General features: G+C 67.2%; 18 protein-coding genes. 10 read left to right on the top strand and 8 right to left on the bottom strand.

The window, feature by feature from the left end; all coding sequences use genetic code 11:
- Nucleotides 1-7: 7 nt before the first annotated feature.
- Entirely contained in the window at nucleotides 8-556 is a 549-nt protein-coding gene (gene tsaB / locus L0D17_RS08800) for a tRNA (adenosine(37)-N6)-threonylcarbamoyltransferase complex dimerization subunit type 1 TsaB (protein WP_243094819.1), read from the top strand.
- On the opposite strand, the gene L0D17_RS08805 is transcribed toward tsaB, so the two are convergent.
- On the bottom strand, nucleotides 553-1,206 hold the full coding sequence (locus L0D17_RS08805) for a flavodoxin family protein (RefSeq protein WP_243094820.1): 654 nt from the start codon (nucleotides 1,204-1,206) through the stop codon (nucleotides 553-555). The two genes, tsaB and L0D17_RS08805, sit on opposite strands and share 4 nt — an antisense overlap.
- Nucleotides 1,207-1,251: 45 nt before the next feature.
- A complete protein-coding gene (locus tag L0D17_RS08810; protein ID WP_243094821.1) occupies nucleotides 1,252-2,238 on the bottom strand; it encodes a lipocalin family protein in 987 nt (328 codons plus the stop codon).
- A gap of 83 nt (nucleotides 2,239-2,321) precedes the next feature.
- On the opposite strand from L0D17_RS08810, the gene L0D17_RS08815 reads away from it, so the two are divergent.
- The 4 genes from L0D17_RS08815 to aspS all read left to right on the top strand — a co-directional run bounded on the left by L0D17_RS08815 (nucleotide 2,322) and on the right by aspS (nucleotide 6,041).
- Nucleotides 2,322-3,074 (top strand): TatD family hydrolase, encoded by a 753-nt coding sequence (locus tag L0D17_RS08815; protein ID WP_243094822.1) that lies wholly within the window; start codon nucleotides 2,322-2,324, stop codon nucleotides 3,072-3,074.
- The gene (locus L0D17_RS08820; RefSeq protein WP_243094823.1) at nucleotides 3,059-4,375 is read left to right on the top strand and encodes a phospholipase D-like domain-containing protein; all 1,317 of its coding nucleotides are present in this window, start codon (nucleotides 3,059-3,061) and stop codon (nucleotides 4,373-4,375) included. The genes L0D17_RS08815 and L0D17_RS08820 overlap by 16 nt, the downstream gene beginning before the upstream one ends.
- Nucleotides 4,362-4,661, top strand: a complete 300-nt coding sequence (locus L0D17_RS08825) for a hypothetical protein (RefSeq protein ID WP_243094824.1) — start codon at nucleotides 4,362-4,364, stop codon at nucleotides 4,659-4,661. The genes L0D17_RS08820 and L0D17_RS08825 overlap by 14 nt, the downstream gene beginning before the upstream one ends.
- A 111-nt stretch (nucleotides 4,662-4,772) precedes the next feature.
- Entirely contained in the window at nucleotides 4,773-6,041 is a 1,269-nt protein-coding gene (gene aspS / locus L0D17_RS08830) for an aspartate--tRNA(Asn) ligase (protein WP_243094825.1), read from the top strand.
- 37 nt (nucleotides 6,042-6,078) lie between these two features.
- Here the strand turns inward: aspS and L0D17_RS08835 are convergent, their stop codons facing one another.
- From L0D17_RS08835 to sdhC, 4 genes are read right to left on the bottom strand one after another with little or no spacing between them, the layout of a single operon-like run.
- Entirely contained in the window at nucleotides 6,079-6,777 is a 699-nt protein-coding gene (locus L0D17_RS08835) for a succinate dehydrogenase iron-sulfur subunit (protein ID WP_243094826.1), read from the bottom strand.
- A gap of 9 nt (nucleotides 6,778-6,786) precedes the next feature.
- Nucleotides 6,787-8,520 (bottom strand): succinate dehydrogenase flavoprotein subunit, encoded by a 1,734-nt coding sequence (gene sdhA / locus L0D17_RS08840; protein ID WP_243094827.1) that lies wholly within the window; start codon nucleotides 8,518-8,520, stop codon nucleotides 6,787-6,789.
- A gap of 1 nt (nucleotide 8,521) precedes the next feature.
- Nucleotides 8,522-8,917, bottom strand: coding sequence for a succinate dehydrogenase hydrophobic membrane anchor subunit (locus L0D17_RS08845; RefSeq protein WP_243094828.1), 396 nt, complete (start codon nucleotides 8,915-8,917; stop codon nucleotides 8,522-8,524).
- Nucleotides 8,907-9,272: a succinate dehydrogenase, cytochrome b556 subunit gene (gene sdhC, locus L0D17_RS08850; RefSeq protein ID WP_243094829.1), complete on the bottom strand. Its 366-nt coding sequence runs from the start codon at nucleotides 9,270-9,272 to the stop codon at nucleotides 8,907-8,909. The genes L0D17_RS08845 and sdhC overlap by 11 nt, the downstream gene beginning before the upstream one ends.
- A gap of 275 nt (nucleotides 9,273-9,547) precedes the next feature.
- Between sdhC and speD the strand changes: the two genes are divergently transcribed.
- The 4 genes from speD (at nucleotide 9,548) to L0D17_RS08870 (ending at nucleotide 13,089) form a co-directional block, all read left to right on the top strand.
- The gene (gene speD, locus L0D17_RS08855) at nucleotides 9,548-9,985 is read left to right on the top strand and encodes an adenosylmethionine decarboxylase (RefSeq protein WP_243094830.1); all 438 of its coding nucleotides are present in this window, start codon (nucleotides 9,548-9,550) and stop codon (nucleotides 9,983-9,985) included.
- Nucleotides 9,986-10,072: 87 nt separating this feature from the next.
- A complete protein-coding gene (locus L0D17_RS08860; protein WP_243094831.1) occupies nucleotides 10,073-11,218 on the top strand; it encodes an NEW3 domain-containing protein in 1,146 nt (381 codons plus the stop codon).
- 1 nt (nucleotide 11,219) lies between these two features.
- Nucleotides 11,220-12,143, top strand: coding sequence for an ABC transporter ATP-binding protein (locus L0D17_RS08865; RefSeq protein WP_039455921.1), 924 nt, complete (start codon nucleotides 11,220-11,222; stop codon nucleotides 12,141-12,143).
- Nucleotides 12,133-13,089 (top strand): ABC transporter permease, encoded by a 957-nt coding sequence (locus tag L0D17_RS08870; protein WP_039455919.1) that lies wholly within the window; start codon nucleotides 12,133-12,135, stop codon nucleotides 13,087-13,089. Before L0D17_RS08865 ends, L0D17_RS08870 begins: the two co-directional genes overlap by 11 nt.
- 27 nt (nucleotides 13,090-13,116) lie before the next feature.
- On the opposite strand, the gene L0D17_RS08875 is transcribed toward L0D17_RS08870, so the two are convergent.
- Together L0D17_RS08875 and L0D17_RS08880 are read right to left on the bottom strand one after the other, a co-directional pair.
- Entirely contained in the window at nucleotides 13,117-13,497 is a 381-nt protein-coding gene (locus tag L0D17_RS08875) for a cupin domain-containing protein (RefSeq protein ID WP_039455917.1), read from the bottom strand.
- Complete coding sequence (locus tag L0D17_RS08880; protein WP_039455915.1) at nucleotides 13,485-14,111, bottom strand: phosphoribosyltransferase; 627 nt, start codon at nucleotides 14,109-14,111, stop codon at nucleotides 13,485-13,487. The genes L0D17_RS08875 and L0D17_RS08880 overlap by 13 nt, the downstream gene beginning before the upstream one ends.
- A gap of 89 nt (nucleotides 14,112-14,200) precedes the next feature.
- Here L0D17_RS08880 and L0D17_RS08885 point away from each other — a divergent pair.
- On the top strand, nucleotides 14,201-15,433 hold a 1,233-nt coding region (locus L0D17_RS08885), incomplete at its 3' end, for an AMP-binding protein (RefSeq protein ID WP_243094832.1).

Genomic DNA, 15,433 nt, shown 5'->3' on the forward strand with positions numbered 1-15,433 from the left:
CCTTAGGATGGAGGCTGTGTGGACCCTGACCCTGGACACCGCCACCCCCTATTTGGCCCTGGGCCTCTTCCGGGGCGAAGAGGGAGTGGGCCGGGTGGTGCGCCTGGGAAGGCGGCACGAGGAGGTGCTCTTCCCCCTCTTGGACGAGGTTCTGGCCGAGGTGGGGGCCAGGCGGGAGGAGATCGGGGCCTTGGTCCTGGGCACGGGCCCGGGCTCCTACACGGGCCTTCGCATCGCCTTGGCGGCGGGGCTCGGGGTGGCCCTGGCCCAGGGGGCCAGGGTCTACGGGGTGAGCTCCCTCCTCGCCGCCTGCTGGCCCTTCTTGGAGGAAGGGGGGCCTCCCCTCACCCCCCTCTTCACCGCCCGAAACCGCCTCTACTACGGGGCCACCTACGCCAAGCGGGAAGGGAAGCCCTTGGTGCTGAGCCCCCCCCGGAAGCTCAAGGCGGAGGAGCTTCCCCAAACGGGCCTCCTCCTGGACCCGCCCCCGGACCCCTGGGCCCTTTACGCCCTACAACCCTTCGCCCAAGAAGGGGTGGAGCCCCTCTACCTCTAGTCCGCCGCCACCCCCGGAAGGCGGGGAACCCGGTAGACGTAGCTGGGAAGGGGTTCTTGGAAGGGGGCTCCCCGGAGCCTTTCGGCCATGAGGACCAGGTTCTCTCCGGCGATGCGGGCGTCCTCCACCAGCTCGGGGTTTTCCTTGAAGGAGGTAATCCCCCGCCGGTGGGCGTAAACCAGCCCCAAGGGGGCGAGGACGAAGCCCATGTAGGAAAGGGGCAGGAGCATCTGGCTCAAGGCCTGGCTCGCCCCCTCCTCCTCGGCCACGGCCAAAAGGGCCATGGGCTTGCCCAGGTTCAAGAGCCCCTGGTTCTCCATGGAGGTCATCCGCTCCAGGAGGGCCTTCATCCGGGCGGAAACGCTAAACCAGTACACGGGGGTGGCGAAGACCACGGCGTCGGCGTTCAGGATCCGCTCCGCCACCTTGCCAAACCCGTCCCAAGGCCCCTGCACGCAGGTTTCGGGGCCGCAGGAGGAAGGGTCTTGGGAGTAGTTCCCCACGCACAAGGGGAAAGGGTGCTTCACCAAATCCAGGCGCTCCGTGGTGGCTCCCTTGCGCCTGGCCGCCTCCAAAACCTCGTCCAGAAGCTCCGCCGTAAACCCGTCCGTCCGTGCCGATGCGTTGACGCCGAGCACGCGTAAACCCATAAATATCACCCAAGCACTAAACCTCCTTTAGTATAGCAGGCGCATTTAAGGGCGGAAGGTCCCCGCCACAAACTCCCCCATCCCCCGGGCCCGCACGGGGTAGCCCTTTAGCCTCCCCTCCCCCGCCACGGGGCCTTCCCAGTAGGCCACCCGGGTGGTGCGGGAGAGGATCTCCCCTTCCCGGAAGAGGGGGCGTAGGGTGAGGTCCAAATCCGCGCCCTCGAGGCGCCAAGAAAGGGTGTAGACACGGCCCGAGGGGCTTTTCCAGGCCTCCAGGGGCACGAAGGCGAGGTCCAGCGCCTCCACCCGCCCCAAGGGATCCACCCGGCTTCCCAGAACCTGGACCACCCGGCCCCGGGCGTCCTTCACCTGGTAGGCCATGAGCTCGGAGCCGTCCGAGAGGTGGAGGCCGAACCAGTCCCAGGTGGCCTCGAGGCCGGCAAACTGCTCCCCCCACTGGTGGTCCAGCCAGGCTTCCCCAACCACCTCCTCCCCCAAGACCCTCCCCCAGGCCCGGGCCCGGGTGTAGGACTGGTAGTACATCCGCCCCGTCGCCTCCGTGCCCGAGTAGCCCGGGGGGTGAACCACGGGGGGCTTTTCCGGGAGGAGGAAAAGGGCCAAGGGACCCGCCTGGAGGGCAAAGCCTTCCCCCTCCCGCCCAAAGCGCCAGTCCCCCACCCAAAGCCGCGGCCCCGGCTCCGCCCGGCCCCGGGGGGCCAGGAGGTCCCGGTCGGAAACCTCTAAAAAGCGCCTTTCCCCCGTGCGCAGGTCCGTGAGGGCCAGGTGGGCGGCGTGGAAGGGGCCGAAGAGGCTTCCCGGAAGGCCCAGGATGCGGTAGGCAGGCGGGGGGTAAGCCTTGAAGAAGGCGAAGTGGAAGGCGTAGGGCCCGGCGAAGCCCGAGGCGTACCACCACTCCAAGGGAGCGGGCTTGGGGTCCCAGTCCCCGGGGTCGGGAAGCCGCGCGGGGTCCACCCCCAAAAGAAGGGGGGCGCAGGCGGAAAGGAGAAGGGCTAAGGGAAGTAGCCGCTTCATGGAAGCCTCCCCTTCAGGATACGGGGAAGGCATAGGCCCTTCGTAGCCCGGCCGACAAGGGCCCCTTGGGCTAAGCTGAGCCCATGACCGACACCCACGCCCACCTGGACTTCCTGGAGCCCGAGGAGCTGGAGGAGGTGAAGGCCCACCTGCCCGAGCTCAAAGCGGTCCTCACCCTAGGGGTGGACCCAAGCCGCTGGGAGAAGACCCTGTCCCTGGCCCAGGAAAACGTCTACGCCGCCATCGGCCTCCACCCCACGAGCGCCCACCTCTTCTCCCCCGAGGTGGAGGAGGCGCTCCTCCACTATGCGGGCCACGGCCGGGTGAAGGCCATCGGGGAGACGGGCTTGGACTACTACTGGACCCCCGAGACCAAGGCCGCCCAGCTTAGGGCCCTGGACTTCCAGGCGGCCTTGGCGGAAGAAAGGGGGCTTCCCTTGGTCCTCCACGTGCGGAGCAAGGACGCTAGCGCCGAGGAGGACCTCGCCGCCTGGCTTCTCCTCCACCGCCCCAAGCGGGCCGTCCTCCACGCCTTCGGGGGGCACCCGGCTTTGGAGCGGGCGGGCCTCGAGGCGGGGGCTTACTTCAGCTTCGCCGGCCCCCTCACCTACAAGAAGAACGAGGCCCTCCGGGAGGCGGCGAAGCGCCTGCCCAAGGACCGCCTCCTGGTGGAAACCGACACCCCCTTCCTCCCCCCCGAGCCCCACCGGGGCAGGCGCAACCGCCCCCACTACGTGCGCCACACCCTGGCCAAGTTGGCGGAGGTCCTGGGGATGGGCCTAAAGGAGGCGGAGGCCCTCACGGACCAAAACGCCCAGGTATGCTTTGGGTGGTGATGCGAAGGCTTCTCTTTACCCTGGTTTTTCTCCTCCTCACCGCCCTGGCGGCCCCCCGGCTGGTGGTGGAGCCCGAGGACGGGGTGGCGCCCCTTTTGGACCTCATCCGCACCGCCAAGGCGGAGATCCTGGTCAAGGCCTACCTCTGGACCCCAAGCCGCATGGACGTGGTGGAGGCCCTGGGGGAGGCGGTGGCCCGGGGGGTCAAGGTGAGGGTCCTCCTGGAGCGGGAGCCCTCAGGGGGGCGGGTGGACCTCACCGTCTACCAGGCCCTGAAGGAACGGGGGGTGGAGGTGCGCCTCACCACCCCCTTCCGCTTCGTCTTCGTCCACGAGAAGAGCCTGGTGGTGGACCGGAAGTGGGCCTGGGTGGGGACCATGAACTTCACCGGGAGCTCCTTCAGCGCCAACCGGGAGTACGCCCTCATCCTGGACGACCCCAAAGAGGTGGCGGAGGTGGCCCGGGTCTTTGAGGCGGACTGGAAGGGGGAGCGCCTGGACCTCTCCCGGCCCCTCCTCGTCTGGGCCCCAAGCCGCGTCCTGGGCGGGGTCAAGGAGGGAAACGCCCGCGAGGTTCTCCTTGCCCTCATCCAAGGGGCCAAGCGCGAGCTTTTCCTGGAGCACCAGGCCATGGCGGACCCGGAGGTGCTGGCGGCCCTGCGGGCGGCCTTGGCCCGGGGGGTTAGGGTGCGCCTGGTGGGAAGCCCCGCCGAGCCCGGGGACACCTACTTCCTGGCGGGGGCGGAGGCGCTAAGGGAGGCGGGGGCCGAGGTGCGCTTCCTCCCCGACCCCTACGTCCACGCCAAGGTGCTGGTGCAAGACGGGGAAGTAGCCCTTTTGGGAAGCATCAACCTGAGCGCCAACTCCTTAAACGCCAACCGCGAGCTCGCCGTGCGCCTTTCCCGCAAGGAGGCCCCCGAGGCCTTCGCCCGCCTCCTGGCGGTGATGGAAAAGGACTTCCAAGCGGGGCTAAGGGAAAACCCCTTCGCCCTGCCCGAGGTGGAAGGGACCATCCCCTGGCAGGAGGCCCCCCGGTATTTCGGCCGGGTGGCCCGGGTGGAAGGGGTGATCCAGCGGGTGGAGGACCGGGGCACCGTGGCCTTCCTCCACTTCGGCACGGGGGAAAGCGACCTGCGCCTGGTGGTCTTCCCGCGAAGCTACAGCCTTTTCCAACAGCCCTTCCCCCAAAGCTACCTGGGCAAGAAGGTGCGGGCCAAGGGGCGCATCGTCCTTTACGCCGGCTACTACGAAATCGTCCTGGAAGGCCCCGAGGCCCTCGAGGTCCTGGATGGAAGCCCTTAAGGCCTTGGGCTACGAGGTGAGCCCCATTGAAGGGGGGTGGTACGCGGAGAAGCGCAGAGGCGGCGTGGTCTACCAGGTCTTCTACGGGGAAGGAGGGGACTTAAGGCTTCGCCGGCGGCGCTTCCTCAAGGAGGAGGCGGGCCCCAAGACCCTGGCCGGTGTGGCGGGGGAGTGGGCGGCCCGCTGGGAGGTGGAGGAAAACTTCTTCGCCGTGGCAGGGCCCGGGGCGCTTCCCGAGCTCGTCCTGGCCTTTGAGCGGCTTGACCTCCCCCAGGAAAGCCCCTAAACTTAGGCGCAACATGCGCCCGCGCTTTCTCAACAACGGCTAGCTGGGGGGCGGCGCACCCGGCCCCCCCGGTCCCCATGGCCGGGGGGGCCAACGCTTAGGGAGGGAAGCATGCGCGTACTGGTGAAAGACCTAAAGGAGCACGTGGGCGAAGAGGTGGAGCTTTTGGGCTTCCTCCACTGGCGGCGGGACCTGGGGAAGGTGCAGTTCCTCCTCCTCCGGGACCGAAGCGGGGTGGTGCAGGTGGTCACGGGGGGCAGGAAACTTCCCCTTCCCGAGTCCGCCCTCCGGGTGCGGGGGGTGGTGGTCTTAAGCCCCAAGGCCCCGGGGGGCCTCGAGGTCCAGGCCCGGGACCTCGAGGTCCTCTCCCCCGCCCTGGAACCCACCCCGGTGGAGATCCCCAAAGAGGAGTGGCGGGCCCACCCCGACACCCTCCTGGAATACCGCTACGTGACCCTAAGGGGGGAAAAAGCCCGCGCCCCCCTCAAGGTCCAGGCCGCCTTGGTGCGGGGCTTCCGCCGCTACTTGGACCGGCAGGACTTCACGGAGATCTTCACCCCCAAGGTGGTGCGGGCCGGGGCGGAAGGGGGCTCGGGGCTCTTCGGCGTGGACTACTTTGAACACCGGGCGTACCTGGCCCAGTCCCCCCAGCTCTACAAGCAGATCATGGTGGGGGTGTTTGAGCGGGTCTACGAGGTGGCCCCGGTGTGGCGCATGGAGGAGCACAACACGAGCCGCCACCTGAACGAGTACCTCTCCTTGGACGTGGAGATGGGCTTCATCGCCGGGGAAGAGGACCTCATGCGCCTGGAGGAGGAACTCCTTCAGGAAATGCTGGAGGAGGCCCTCACCAGCGCGGGGAACGAGATACGGCTCCTCGAGGCCGAGTGGCCCTCCTTCCCAAAGGACATCCCCCGCCTGACCCTGGCGGAGGCCCGCCGCCTCCTCAAGGAGGAGCTCGGCTACCCCGCCGGCCAGGACCTCTCCGAGGAGGCGGAGCGCCTCCTGGGCCAGTACGCCAAGGAGCGTTGGGGCACGGACTGGCTCTTCCTCACCCGCTACCCCAAGGCGGTGCGCCCCTTTTACACCTACCCCGAGCCCGACGGCACCACCCGGAGCTTTGACCTCCTCTTCCGCGGCCTGGAGATCACCTCGGGAGGCCAGCGCATCCACCGCCACGAGGAGCTCTTGCGAAGCCTAGCGGAAAAGGGCATGGACCCCGAGGGCTTCCGGGGCTACCTGGAGGTCTTCAAGTACGGCATGCCCCCCCACGGGGGCTTCGCCATCGGGGCGGAAAGGCTCACGCAAAAGCTCCTGGGCCTGCCCAACGTGCGCTACGCCCGGGCCTTCCCCCGGGACCGCCACCGGCTCACCCCCTAAAAAAGCGGGGAGCTAGGCTCCCCGCTTTCTCCCCACCCTAGAAGCGGTCAAAGAGGATTTCCCGCTTCACCTCCTCAATGAGCTGGGTGACGGGGATCTCCCGCGGACAAGCCTCGGTGCAGTTGTAGGCCGTGCGGCACCGCCACACCCCGCTTCCCGAGCCCAAAGCCTTAAAGCGCTCCCGCTTCCCCCGGTCGCGGGAGTCAAAGATGAAGCGGTGGGCCTGGACGATGGCCGCCGGGCCCAAGTAGGTGCCGTTCACCCAGAAGACGGGGCAGCTGGTGGTGCAGCTGGCACAGAGGATGCACTTGGTGCCCTGGTCAAAGCGCTCCCGTTCCTCGGGGGACTGGAGGCGCTCCCTTTGGGGCGGGGGCTCCTCGTTGATGAGGAAGGGCTTCACCGCCCGATAGGCGGCGAAGAAGGGTTCCATGTCCACGATGAGGTCCTTCTCCACCGGCAGCCCCCGGATGGGCTCCACGGTGATGACGCTGCCCAGGTCCTTCACCAGGGTTTTGCAGGCCAGGCGGTTCCGGCCGTTGATGAGCATGGCGTCGGAGCCGCAGATGCCGTGGCCGCAGCTGCGGCGGAAGGCCAGGGTGCCGTCCTGGTCCCACTTGACCTTGTGCAAGAGGTCCAAGACCCTATCCCAAGGCTCGGCCTCCACCTGGTAGGTCTGCCAGCGGGGCTTTTGGTCCTTAGCGGGGTCAAAGCGGAGGATCTTCAGGGTGACCTGCATGGGCGCCTCCTAGTAGGTGCGGGCCTTGGGCTCAAAGCGGCCCAGAACCACGGGCTTGTAGCGGAAGGCCACCTTACCGTCCGCCACCTTGTAGGCCAGGGTGTGCTTGAGCCAGTTCTGGTCGTCCCGCTCGGGGTAGTCCTCCCGGGCGTGGGCCCCGCGGGACTCCGTGCGGTTGAGGGCGGAGTGGACCAAGGCCTCGGAGACCTCCAGGAGGTACCCAAGCTCCAAGGCCTCCACCAGCTCGGTGTTGTAGGCGTCCCCCTTGTCGTCAATGGAGATCCGCTGATAGCGGTCCATGAGCTCCTTGAGGATCTCCACCTGCTTTTGCAAAAGCTCCCCGGTGCGGAAGACGGAGGCGTGGTCCATCATGGACTGCTGTAGCTCGGCCCTAAGGACCGCCACCTTCTCCTTGCCCGTGGAGTTCTTGATGCGCTCAATGCGCTCCCGGCTTGGGCCCAGGTGCTCCTCGGTGAGCTCGTGGTAGTCGGCGTCCTTGGCGAAGCGGGCGGCGTGGATCCCCGCCCGGCGGCCGAAGACCACCAGGTCCCCCAAGGAGTTGGTGCCCAGGCGGTTTGCCCCGTGCAGGCTCACGCAGGCCGCCTCCCCGGCGGCGTAGAGCCCGGGAACCACGGTGTTCTTCTCGTCCTGGATCACCTGGCCCCAAAGCGTGGTGGGGATCCCCCCCATGGCGTAGTGGGCCGTGGGCATCACCGGCACTGGCTCCTTCAAGGGGTCCACCCCCAGGTAGATGCGGCTGAACTCGGTGATGTCGGGCAGCTTTTTCTCAATGACCTCGGGGGGCAGGTGGGTGAGGTCCAGGAGGACGTGGTCCTTCTTGGGACCCACCCCGCGCCCCTCCCGCACCTCCAGGTACATGGCCCGAGAGACCATGTCCCGGGGGGCCAGGTCCTTGATGGTGGGGGCGTAGCGCTCCATGAAGCGCTCGCCCAGGGCGTTGCGCAAAATCCCCCCCTCGCCCCGGGCCCCCTCGGTGAGGAGGATGCCCAAGGGGTAAAGCCCCGTGGGGTGGAACTGGTAGAACTCCATGTCCTCCAGGGGCAGGCCCTTGCGGTAGAGGATGGCCTGCAGGTCCCCCGTGAGGGTGTAGGCGTTGGAGGTCACCTTGTAGATGCGGCCAAACCCCCCGGAGGCGATGACGATGGCCTTGGCCTGGAAGAGGTGCAGCTCCCCCGTGGCCAGCTCCAAGGCCACCAAGCCTTTGGCCACCCCGTCCTCGAGGATCACGTCGGTGACATGGAACTCGTTATAGAAGGTGATGTTGTGCTTGACGCACTGCTGGTAGAGGGTCTGGAGGATCATGTGCCCGGTGCGGTCGGCGGCGTGGGCCGCCCGGTGCACCGGGGCCTTGCCCCAGTCCTTGGTGTGCCCGCCGAAGCGGCGCTGGGCGATCTTGCCGTTGGGGAGGCGGTCAAAGGGAAGGCCCATGTGCTCCAGCTCAATCACCGCCTCAATGACCTCCTTGGCGAAGACCTCGGCGGCGTCCTGGTCGGTGAGGTAGTCCCCCCCCTTGACCGTGTCAAACATGTGCCATTCCCAGTGGTCCTCCTCCACGTTGCCCAGCGCCGCACCTATCCCCCCTTGGGCCGCCCCGGTGTGGCTCCGGGTGGGATAGAGCTTGCTGACCACCGCCACGTCGGCGCCTTCCCTGGCCGCATAAAGGGCGGTGGCGAGGCCCGCCCCGCCCGCCCCCACCACGATGACCTCGTGTCTGTGCGCCATACTACTTCACCCCAAAGTCGTGGTTGAACAGGCTCAGGCTCCCCAGGAAGAAGAGGAAAGCGATGAGGCCGTAGAGCACCACCTTGGTCCAAAAGCGCTTGGCCGGGTGGCGGATCCAGTCGTCCAGCACGTAGCGAAGCCCGTTGCCCCCGTGCAGGAGGGCCAGGGCCAGGATGAGCCAGTCGTAGATTTTCCAGGTGGTCTGGGAAAGTCTCTTGGCCACGTAGTCGTAGTTGATGCTGTTGAGATCCGTCATCACGGCGTTCATCCACATGTGGCCGATGAGCAAGAAGACCAAGACCACCCCAGAGATGCGCATGAAGACCCACCAGTAAAGCTCCAGGTTGGTGCTGGCCTCGAGCCGGGCCTCTTGGTAGCGCTTGGACTTAATCGCCATGGCTCCCTCCCAGGATGCCGCCGCCAATCTTCACCAAGAAGGGCAGGTAGAAGAGGACAAAAAGCACCCACACGGCGTACCAAAGTTGCCGCTGGTAGCGCACCCCCCAGGCGGTGAAGTCCATGAGGATGATCCGAAGCCCGTTGAAGCCGTGGTAGAGCACCCCGGCGATGAGGAACAAAAGCCCCACCTGGAACACGGGCTGATGGTAGAACTTCATGAGGGCGTTGGACACCTCCGGCCCCCACATGGCGCTGGCGATGTCGGCCACATGGAGCATGAGGAAGACCAGGATGCCCAGGCCCGAGATCCGGTGCAGGTAAAACGCCCACTGCCCTTCTCTTCCCCTGTACATGGCACCTCCTTGCCGGGGTTATCATACACCCTCCTCCTCGCCCGTTGCGTCGGGAAGGGCACACTCCCCCCTCAATACCCCTATCCCGTATAAAAGGCTTGAGCTGAGGGCATCTCCCCCCAAGCCCCCTGGACCAAGAAGCCCCGGCGGTATCCCCCGGGGGCAATCCGGGGTTTTTCCGCCAGGGAACGAGGTATTGACAGGGGGGGGAGGGGGGGGCATAATGGGGGGCGTGCCGCGGGGAATACCCCGGGGGGCACGGGAAGGAGGTGGTCATGGTGGAACTCTTCGGATTCGGTCCGCATCTCATGGTGGACGGGTACGACGCCAACCCCGCCAAGCTCCGGGACGCCAAGCTGGTGCGCCGCGTTCTGGACGAGCTCCCCGAGGAAATGGAGATGACCAAGGTGCTTCCCCCCTTCGTCTACAGCTACGGGCCCAACGGGGAAGAAGGGGTGACGGGGGTGGTGATCATCGCCGAAAGCCACATCGCCATCCACACCTTCCCCAAGAAACGCTTCCTCTCCATTGACATCTTCTCCTGCAAGGCCTTTGACATGGCCAAGGCCCTGACGAAGCTGGCCGAGGTCTTTGAGATCGGGCGCTACGAGACCTACATGATCCACCGGGGCAAGGAGTTCCCCAAGGACCCCGAGTTGGCCCGAAAGATCGTCCTGGGCGAGCGGGAGTACCTGGAAGCCCGCATGGGCTAGCAGGCCCACCCCCCTTCCCCGGGCGCGCCCGGGGTTTTCATTTTGCGCTCATCCTTTCTGCCTAGCCTTGATAAAGGAGGCTTAGGTATGGCGCGCAAACTGCTTCCCTTGGCGGTCATCCTCTTGGGTCTGGCCCTGGCCCAAGGTTTCCGGGGCCTTTCCCTGGGCACCCCTTACCCCGAGATGGGGGTGCAGCCCGGGGAGAGCGTGAACCTGACCCTCACCCTGAAAAACCACGGCCTGCCCCCGGGGGTGGTGCGGCTCTCCCTGGCGGAGGTGCCCCCAGGCTGGCAGGCGAGCCTCATCGGAGGCGGGCGGTTGGTGCGGGCCGTCTACCTAGCCCCCGATGGGGAGGCCACCTTGACCCTCCGCCTCCAGCCCCCCAAGGAGGTGAAGACGGGCACCTACCGCTTCCTGGTCCGGGCCGAGGGGCTGGGCCAGACGGCGAGCCTGCCCATCGCCTTGGTGGTGGGCCAGGGGCTGCCGCAACGGCTTAGCCTCGAGGCCGAACTCCCCGTGCTCAAAGGCCCCCCCACCAGCTCCTTCCGCTACCGGGTGACCCTCAAAAACGAGTCCGACCGGGACCTTTTGGTCTCCCTGGAGTACGAGGCTCCCAAGGGCTTCCAGGTGACCTTCACCCCCGCCTTCGCCAGCCAGCAGGTCACGAGCCTCCCCATCAAGGCGGGGGAAAGCAAGGACCTGGACGTGGAGGTTTCCCTGCCCAAGGATACCAAGGCGGACACCTACGGCCTCACCCTGCGGGCGGTGGCGGGGGAGGCCAAGGCGGAGCTCGCCCTCACCCTGGAGGTCACGGGGCGGCCCGAGGTGCGCTTCACCACCAAGGAAGGAAGGCTTTCCGGCCAGGTGGTGGCGGGCCGGGAGAACCCGGTGAAGCTCCTGGTGAAAAACGAGGGGAGCGCCCCCGCCAAGAACCTCTCCTTCAGCGCCATGGAGCCCTCGGGCTGGGAGGTGAAGTTTGAGCCGGACAAGCTAGAAGCCCTGAACCCCGGCCAGGAACAGGAGGTGACCGCTCGCATCAAGCCCACCCCCAAGGCGGTCACCGGGGACTACATGGTGACGCTTTCCCTCTCGGGGGACGAGGGGGTTTCCGCAAGTCTGGACTACCGGGCCACCGTGGTCCGCTCCAGCCTCTGGGGCCTGGTGGGGGTGGGGATCATGGCGGTGGCCCTACTGGTCCTGGGCTTCGCCGTGAACCGCTTCGGCCGGAGGTAGCATGACGGTCATCCAAACCCGCGGCCTCACCAAGCGCTACGGTCGGGTGGTGGCCGTGGAGAACCTGAACCTGGAGGTGGCGGAAGGGGAGGTCTTCGGCCTCCTTGGCCCCAACGGCTCGGGCAAAACCACCACCATCCTCATGCTCCTGGGCCTCACCGAGCCCACCGCGGGGGAGGCCCGGGTCCTGGGCCTGGACCCCATGCGGGAGCCCCTAAAGGTGAAGGCCAAGGTGGGCTACCTCCCCGACCAGGTGGGCTTCTACGGGGAGCTCACCGCCTGGGAGAACCTGCGCTACACCACAAGGCTTTTGGGCCTTCCCGAGGCCGAGGCCAAGGCCCGCATTGAGGAGGTTCTAAAGCGCATGGGGCTTTGGGAGGTCAAAGACCGCCGGGTTTCCGCCTTCAGCCGGGGCATGCGGCAGCGCCTGGGCCTGGCGGAGGTCCTCCTCAAAAGGCCCAGAGTGGCCATCCTGGACGAGCCCACCCTGGGCCTGGACCCCGAGGCCGCCCGGGAGTTCTTGGCCCTCATCAAGGGCCTGAAGCAGGAGGGCATCACCGTGCTCCTTTCCAGCCACCTCCTGCACCAGGTGCAGGAGATCTGCGACCGGGTGGGGCTTTTCCACAAGGGAAGGCTCGCCCTCCTGGGCACCGTGGAGGAGCTGGCCCAACGGGTGCTGGGGGGCGGGTACGAGATCCTGGTGGAGGCGAGCCCGGGCCTCGCCCAGGCCTTCGCCGCCCTGGACGGGGTGGCCAAGGTGGAGGCGGAAGAGGGGCGCTACCGCATCCTCGCCACCCGCGACCTCAGGCCCGAGCTGGCCCGCATCGCCGTGACCCAAGGTAGCCTCTACGGCCTCTCCTTACGCAAGCCCAGCCTGGACGAAGTCTACGCCCACTACTTCCAGGAGGTGGCCCATGCGGCGTGAAGGTTCCCCGTGGACCGGGCTTTGGGCCGTCTTCTTCAAGGAGATGGCCGACCACCTCTCGGGGCTCAGGATGCGGATCCTGGAGGCCCTCATCCTCCTTTCCGCCCTGGCCGCCCTGTACACGGGCACCCAGACCCTGCGGCAGACCGTGGGGGAGGACCCCTACCTCTACCTCAAGCTTCTCACCACCGCCCAGGACCCCCTGCCCTCCTTCGTGGGCTTCCTCTCCTTCTTTGTTCCCCTGGCGGCCATCGCCCTGGCCTTTGACGCCGTGAACGGGGAGTACGCCCGGGGCACGCTTTCCCGCATCCTCTCCCAGCCCATCTACCGCGACGCCCTCCTCTTCGGCAAGTTCCTGGCGGGGCTCGGCACCTTGGCGGTCCTCCTCCTCGCCCTCTTCCTCCTGGTGGTGGGCCTTGGGCTTTTCACCCTGGGCGTGCCCCCCGAGGCGGAGGAGATGGCCCGGGCCTTCTTCTTCCTCCTGGCCACTCTGGCCTACGCCGGGTTCTGGCTCGCCTTGGGCCTTCTCTTCTCGGTGCTTTTCCGCCAGCCCGCCACCGCTGCCCTGGCCGCCATCGGGGTCTGGCTCTTCTTCGCCGTCTTCTTCCCCATCCTCACCGACCTGGCGGCGAGCGCCCTCCTCCTCCAGGCCGACCCCTTTGACCCAGAAAGCCAGCTGAGGCAGGCCAACCTGGCCCTCTGGATCTCCCGGCTTTCCCCCAACACCCTCTACGCCGAAACCCTCACCGCCGTCCTAAACCCGGCGGTGCGCTCCCTGGGGCCCATCCTCATCACCCAACTGGAAGGGGCGGTGCTCGGGACCCCCTTGCCCCTGGGGCAGAGCCTTCTCCTAGTGTGGCCCCAGCTCACCGGGCTTTTCGCCCTGGTCATCCTCCTCTTCACCCTGGCCTACGTGGCCTTCCAGCGGCAGGAGGTGCGGGCCTAAAAAGGGCCGCGGGCGCGCCCACGGCCCTTACTCCTCCAGCCATTCCGTGGCGTAGGCGCTGGTCTTGGGGATGACGCAGAGGAACTCCACGGGCTCCTCCCCCTCGTTCACGTAGGCGTGCGGGGTGTCGGGGGGAATGTAGACCGCCTGGCCGGCGGAAACCTCCCGCACCTCGTTCCCCAAAAAGACCTTCATGCGCCCGGAAAGCACGTACTGCTCGTGCTCAATGGTGGGGTGCTTGTGCTTGGGGATCCGCCCCCCGGGGAGGAGGGTGAACTTGCGGGTGATGAAGTGGGGCGCCCCGTCCTCGGGGCCGATGAGGACCTGGATGAAGGCCTTCTCCCCCCGCTCCACGGGGCGGGCCTCCACGCTGGCCGCCTGCTTGACCACGGGCTTCATGCCGCCCATTGTAGCAAAAGGCCCTCCACTTCCTCGTCCGTGACCTCGCTGAAGTCCAGGTAGTAGGCCCCCACGGCGGCGAAGTCGGGGGGGGCGGAAAGGGCCACCACCTCCGCCCGCTCCTTCAGCTTTTCCACCGCTTCCGGGCTCGCCACGGGCACCGCCACCACCACGCGCCTCGGGCCCTCCGCCAAGATCACGGAAAGGGCCGCCTCCATGCTGGCCCCCGTGGCGATGCCGTCGTCCACCAACACCACGTCCCTCCCGGCCAGGGGCACCTTGGGACGCACCTTGCGGTAGCGTTCCGCCCGCTTGCGGATCACGTCCTTTTGCCGGGCCGCCTCCCGTTCCAAATAGCTTTGGTCGGCGAACTGCAAGGCGTAGGGGCGGAGGATGAGCTCCCCCCTTTCCCCCACCGCCCCCAAGGCGAACTCGGGGTTGCCGGGCGCCCCCACCTTGCGCACCAAGACCACGTCCAGCTCGCCCCCCAGGCGCCGGGCCACCTCGTCCGCCACCACCACCCCGCCCCGGGGTATGCCCAAAACCACGGGACGCTCCAAGCCCAAGGGTTGTAAGGCCTCGGCCAAGAGGGCTCCGGCGTGCCGGCGGTCACGGAAGCGCATAGGAAACCTCCGCCATCCATGCTACACCAGCCCCTGGTCTTGAACGCGGTATAAAGTGTTTGGTAGCCTGAAGGGCAAAGGAGGGTAGCATGTCCGAAGTCGGCACCAAGCCTTGGTTGGCCCATTACGACCCCGGTGTACCGGCGGAGATAGACGTCCCCCCCATTCCCCTTTGGCGCTTTTTGGAGGAGAGCGCCAAGCGCTTTCCCCAAAACGTGGCCCTGGAGTTTTTGGGGAAAACCCTGACCTACGGGGAAACCTGGGACCTCGCCCGCCGCTTCGCCCAAGGGCTTAAGGACCTCGGGGTGAAACCCGGGGAGCGGGTGGCCATCATGCTCCCCAACTCCCCCCAGTTCGTCCTGGCCTTCTTCGGCACCCTCCTGGCGGGGGGCGTGGGGGTGAACGTGAACCCCCTGTACACCCCAAGGGAACTCAGGCACCAGCTATCCGACGCCGGGGCGGAAACCTTGGTGGTCCTGGACCACCTCCTCCCCCGCTTCCTCGAGGTGGAAGGGGAAACCCCGGTGAAGCGGGTGGTGGTCACCGGGATCAAGGACTTCCTGCCCTTCCCCAAAAACCTCCTCTACCCCCTAAAGGCCAGAAGGGACAAGCTTCCCCTGGGCTTCCCCAAGCGGGAAGGGTTTCACGCCTTCCTGGACCTCCTCAAGCGCCCCCCCGCCGCACCCCACGTGGCCGACCCCGAGGACCTGGCCCTTCTGCAGTACACGGGCGGCACCACGGGGATCTCCAAGGGGGCCATGCTGACCCACCGCAACCTGGTGGCCAACGTGCTCCAGATTGACGCCTGGGACCCCACCTCCCGGGAGCTTTTGGGCAAAGGGGTGATGCTGGGGGCCCTTCCCTTCTTCCACGTCTACGGCATGACCGTGGCCATGAACTACGGGCTCTTTTCCGGCTACAAGATCGTCCTTTTGCCCCGCCCGGAGATCGGCCCCATCGTGGAGGCCATAGAGAAGCACGGCGTCACCCACTTCCCCGGGGTCCCCACCCTGTACGTGGCCTTCAACAACTTCCCCGGGATTGAGAAGCGCAACGTCAAGAGCATCCGCATCTGCCTCTCGGGGGCGGCCCCCTTGCCGGTGGAGGTGGCCAAACGCTTTGAGGAGATCACCGGGGCCCGGCTCATTGAGGGCTACGGCCTCTCCGAGGCCAGCCCCGTGACCCACTCCAACCCGGTGGAGGGGGTGGTGAAGAAGGGCTCCATCGGCATGCCCCTCCCCAGCGTGGAGGCCAAGGTGGTGGACGAGGAGGGGCGGGAGGTGCCCCCGGGCGAGGTGGGCGAGCTCATCGTCAAGGGCCCC

The sequence above is a fragment of the Thermus thalpophilus genome, from assembly GCF_022760915.1.
Taxonomy (GTDB): Bacteria; Deinococcota; Deinococci; order Deinococcales; family Thermaceae; genus Thermus; species Thermus thalpophilus.

Excerpts from the sequence above, each read along its gene's own strand:
- tsaB (WP_243094819.1), top strand. The coding sequence starts at position 8 with ATGGAGGCTGTGTGGACCCTGACCCTGGACACCGCCACCCCCTATTTG.
- L0D17_RS08805 (WP_243094820.1), bottom strand. The coding sequence starts at position 1,206 with ATGGGTTTACGCGTGCTCGGCGTCAACGCATCGGCACGGACGGACGGG.
- L0D17_RS08810 (WP_243094821.1), bottom strand. The coding sequence starts at position 2,238 with ATGAAGCGGCTACTTCCCTTAGCCCTTCTCCTTTCCGCCTGCGCCCCC.
- L0D17_RS08815 (WP_243094822.1), top strand. The coding sequence starts at position 2,322 with ATGACCGACACCCACGCCCACCTGGACTTCCTGGAGCCCGAGGAGCTG.
- L0D17_RS08820 (WP_243094823.1), top strand. The coding sequence starts at position 3,059 with ATGCTTTGGGTGGTGATGCGAAGGCTTCTCTTTACCCTGGTTTTTCTC.
- L0D17_RS08825 (WP_243094824.1), top strand. The coding sequence starts at position 4,362 with ATGGAAGCCCTTAAGGCCTTGGGCTACGAGGTGAGCCCCATTGAAGGG.
- aspS (WP_243094825.1), top strand. The coding sequence starts at position 4,773 with ATGCGCGTACTGGTGAAAGACCTAAAGGAGCACGTGGGCGAAGAGGTG.
- L0D17_RS08835 (WP_243094826.1), bottom strand. The coding sequence starts at position 6,777 with ATGCAGGTCACCCTGAAGATCCTCCGCTTTGACCCCGCTAAGGACCAA.
- sdhA (WP_243094827.1), bottom strand. The coding sequence starts at position 8,520 with ATGGCGCACAGACACGAGGTCATCGTGGTGGGGGCGGGCGGGGCGGGC.
- L0D17_RS08845 (WP_243094828.1), bottom strand. The coding sequence starts at position 8,917 with ATGGCGATTAAGTCCAAGCGCTACCAAGAGGCCCGGCTCGAGGCCAGC.
- sdhC (WP_243094829.1), bottom strand. The coding sequence starts at position 9,272 with ATGTACAGGGGAAGAGAAGGGCAGTGGGCGTTTTACCTGCACCGGATC.
- speD (WP_243094830.1), top strand. The coding sequence starts at position 9,548 with ATGGTGGAACTCTTCGGATTCGGTCCGCATCTCATGGTGGACGGGTAC.
- L0D17_RS08860 (WP_243094831.1), top strand. The coding sequence starts at position 10,073 with ATGGCGCGCAAACTGCTTCCCTTGGCGGTCATCCTCTTGGGTCTGGCC.
- L0D17_RS08865 (WP_039455921.1), top strand. The coding sequence starts at position 11,220 with ATGACGGTCATCCAAACCCGCGGCCTCACCAAGCGCTACGGTCGGGTG.
- L0D17_RS08870 (WP_039455919.1), top strand. The coding sequence starts at position 12,133 with ATGCGGCGTGAAGGTTCCCCGTGGACCGGGCTTTGGGCCGTCTTCTTC.
- L0D17_RS08875 (WP_039455917.1), bottom strand. The coding sequence starts at position 13,497 with ATGGGCGGCATGAAGCCCGTGGTCAAGCAGGCGGCCAGCGTGGAGGCC.
- L0D17_RS08880 (WP_039455915.1), bottom strand. The coding sequence starts at position 14,111 with ATGCGCTTCCGTGACCGCCGGCACGCCGGAGCCCTCTTGGCCGAGGCC.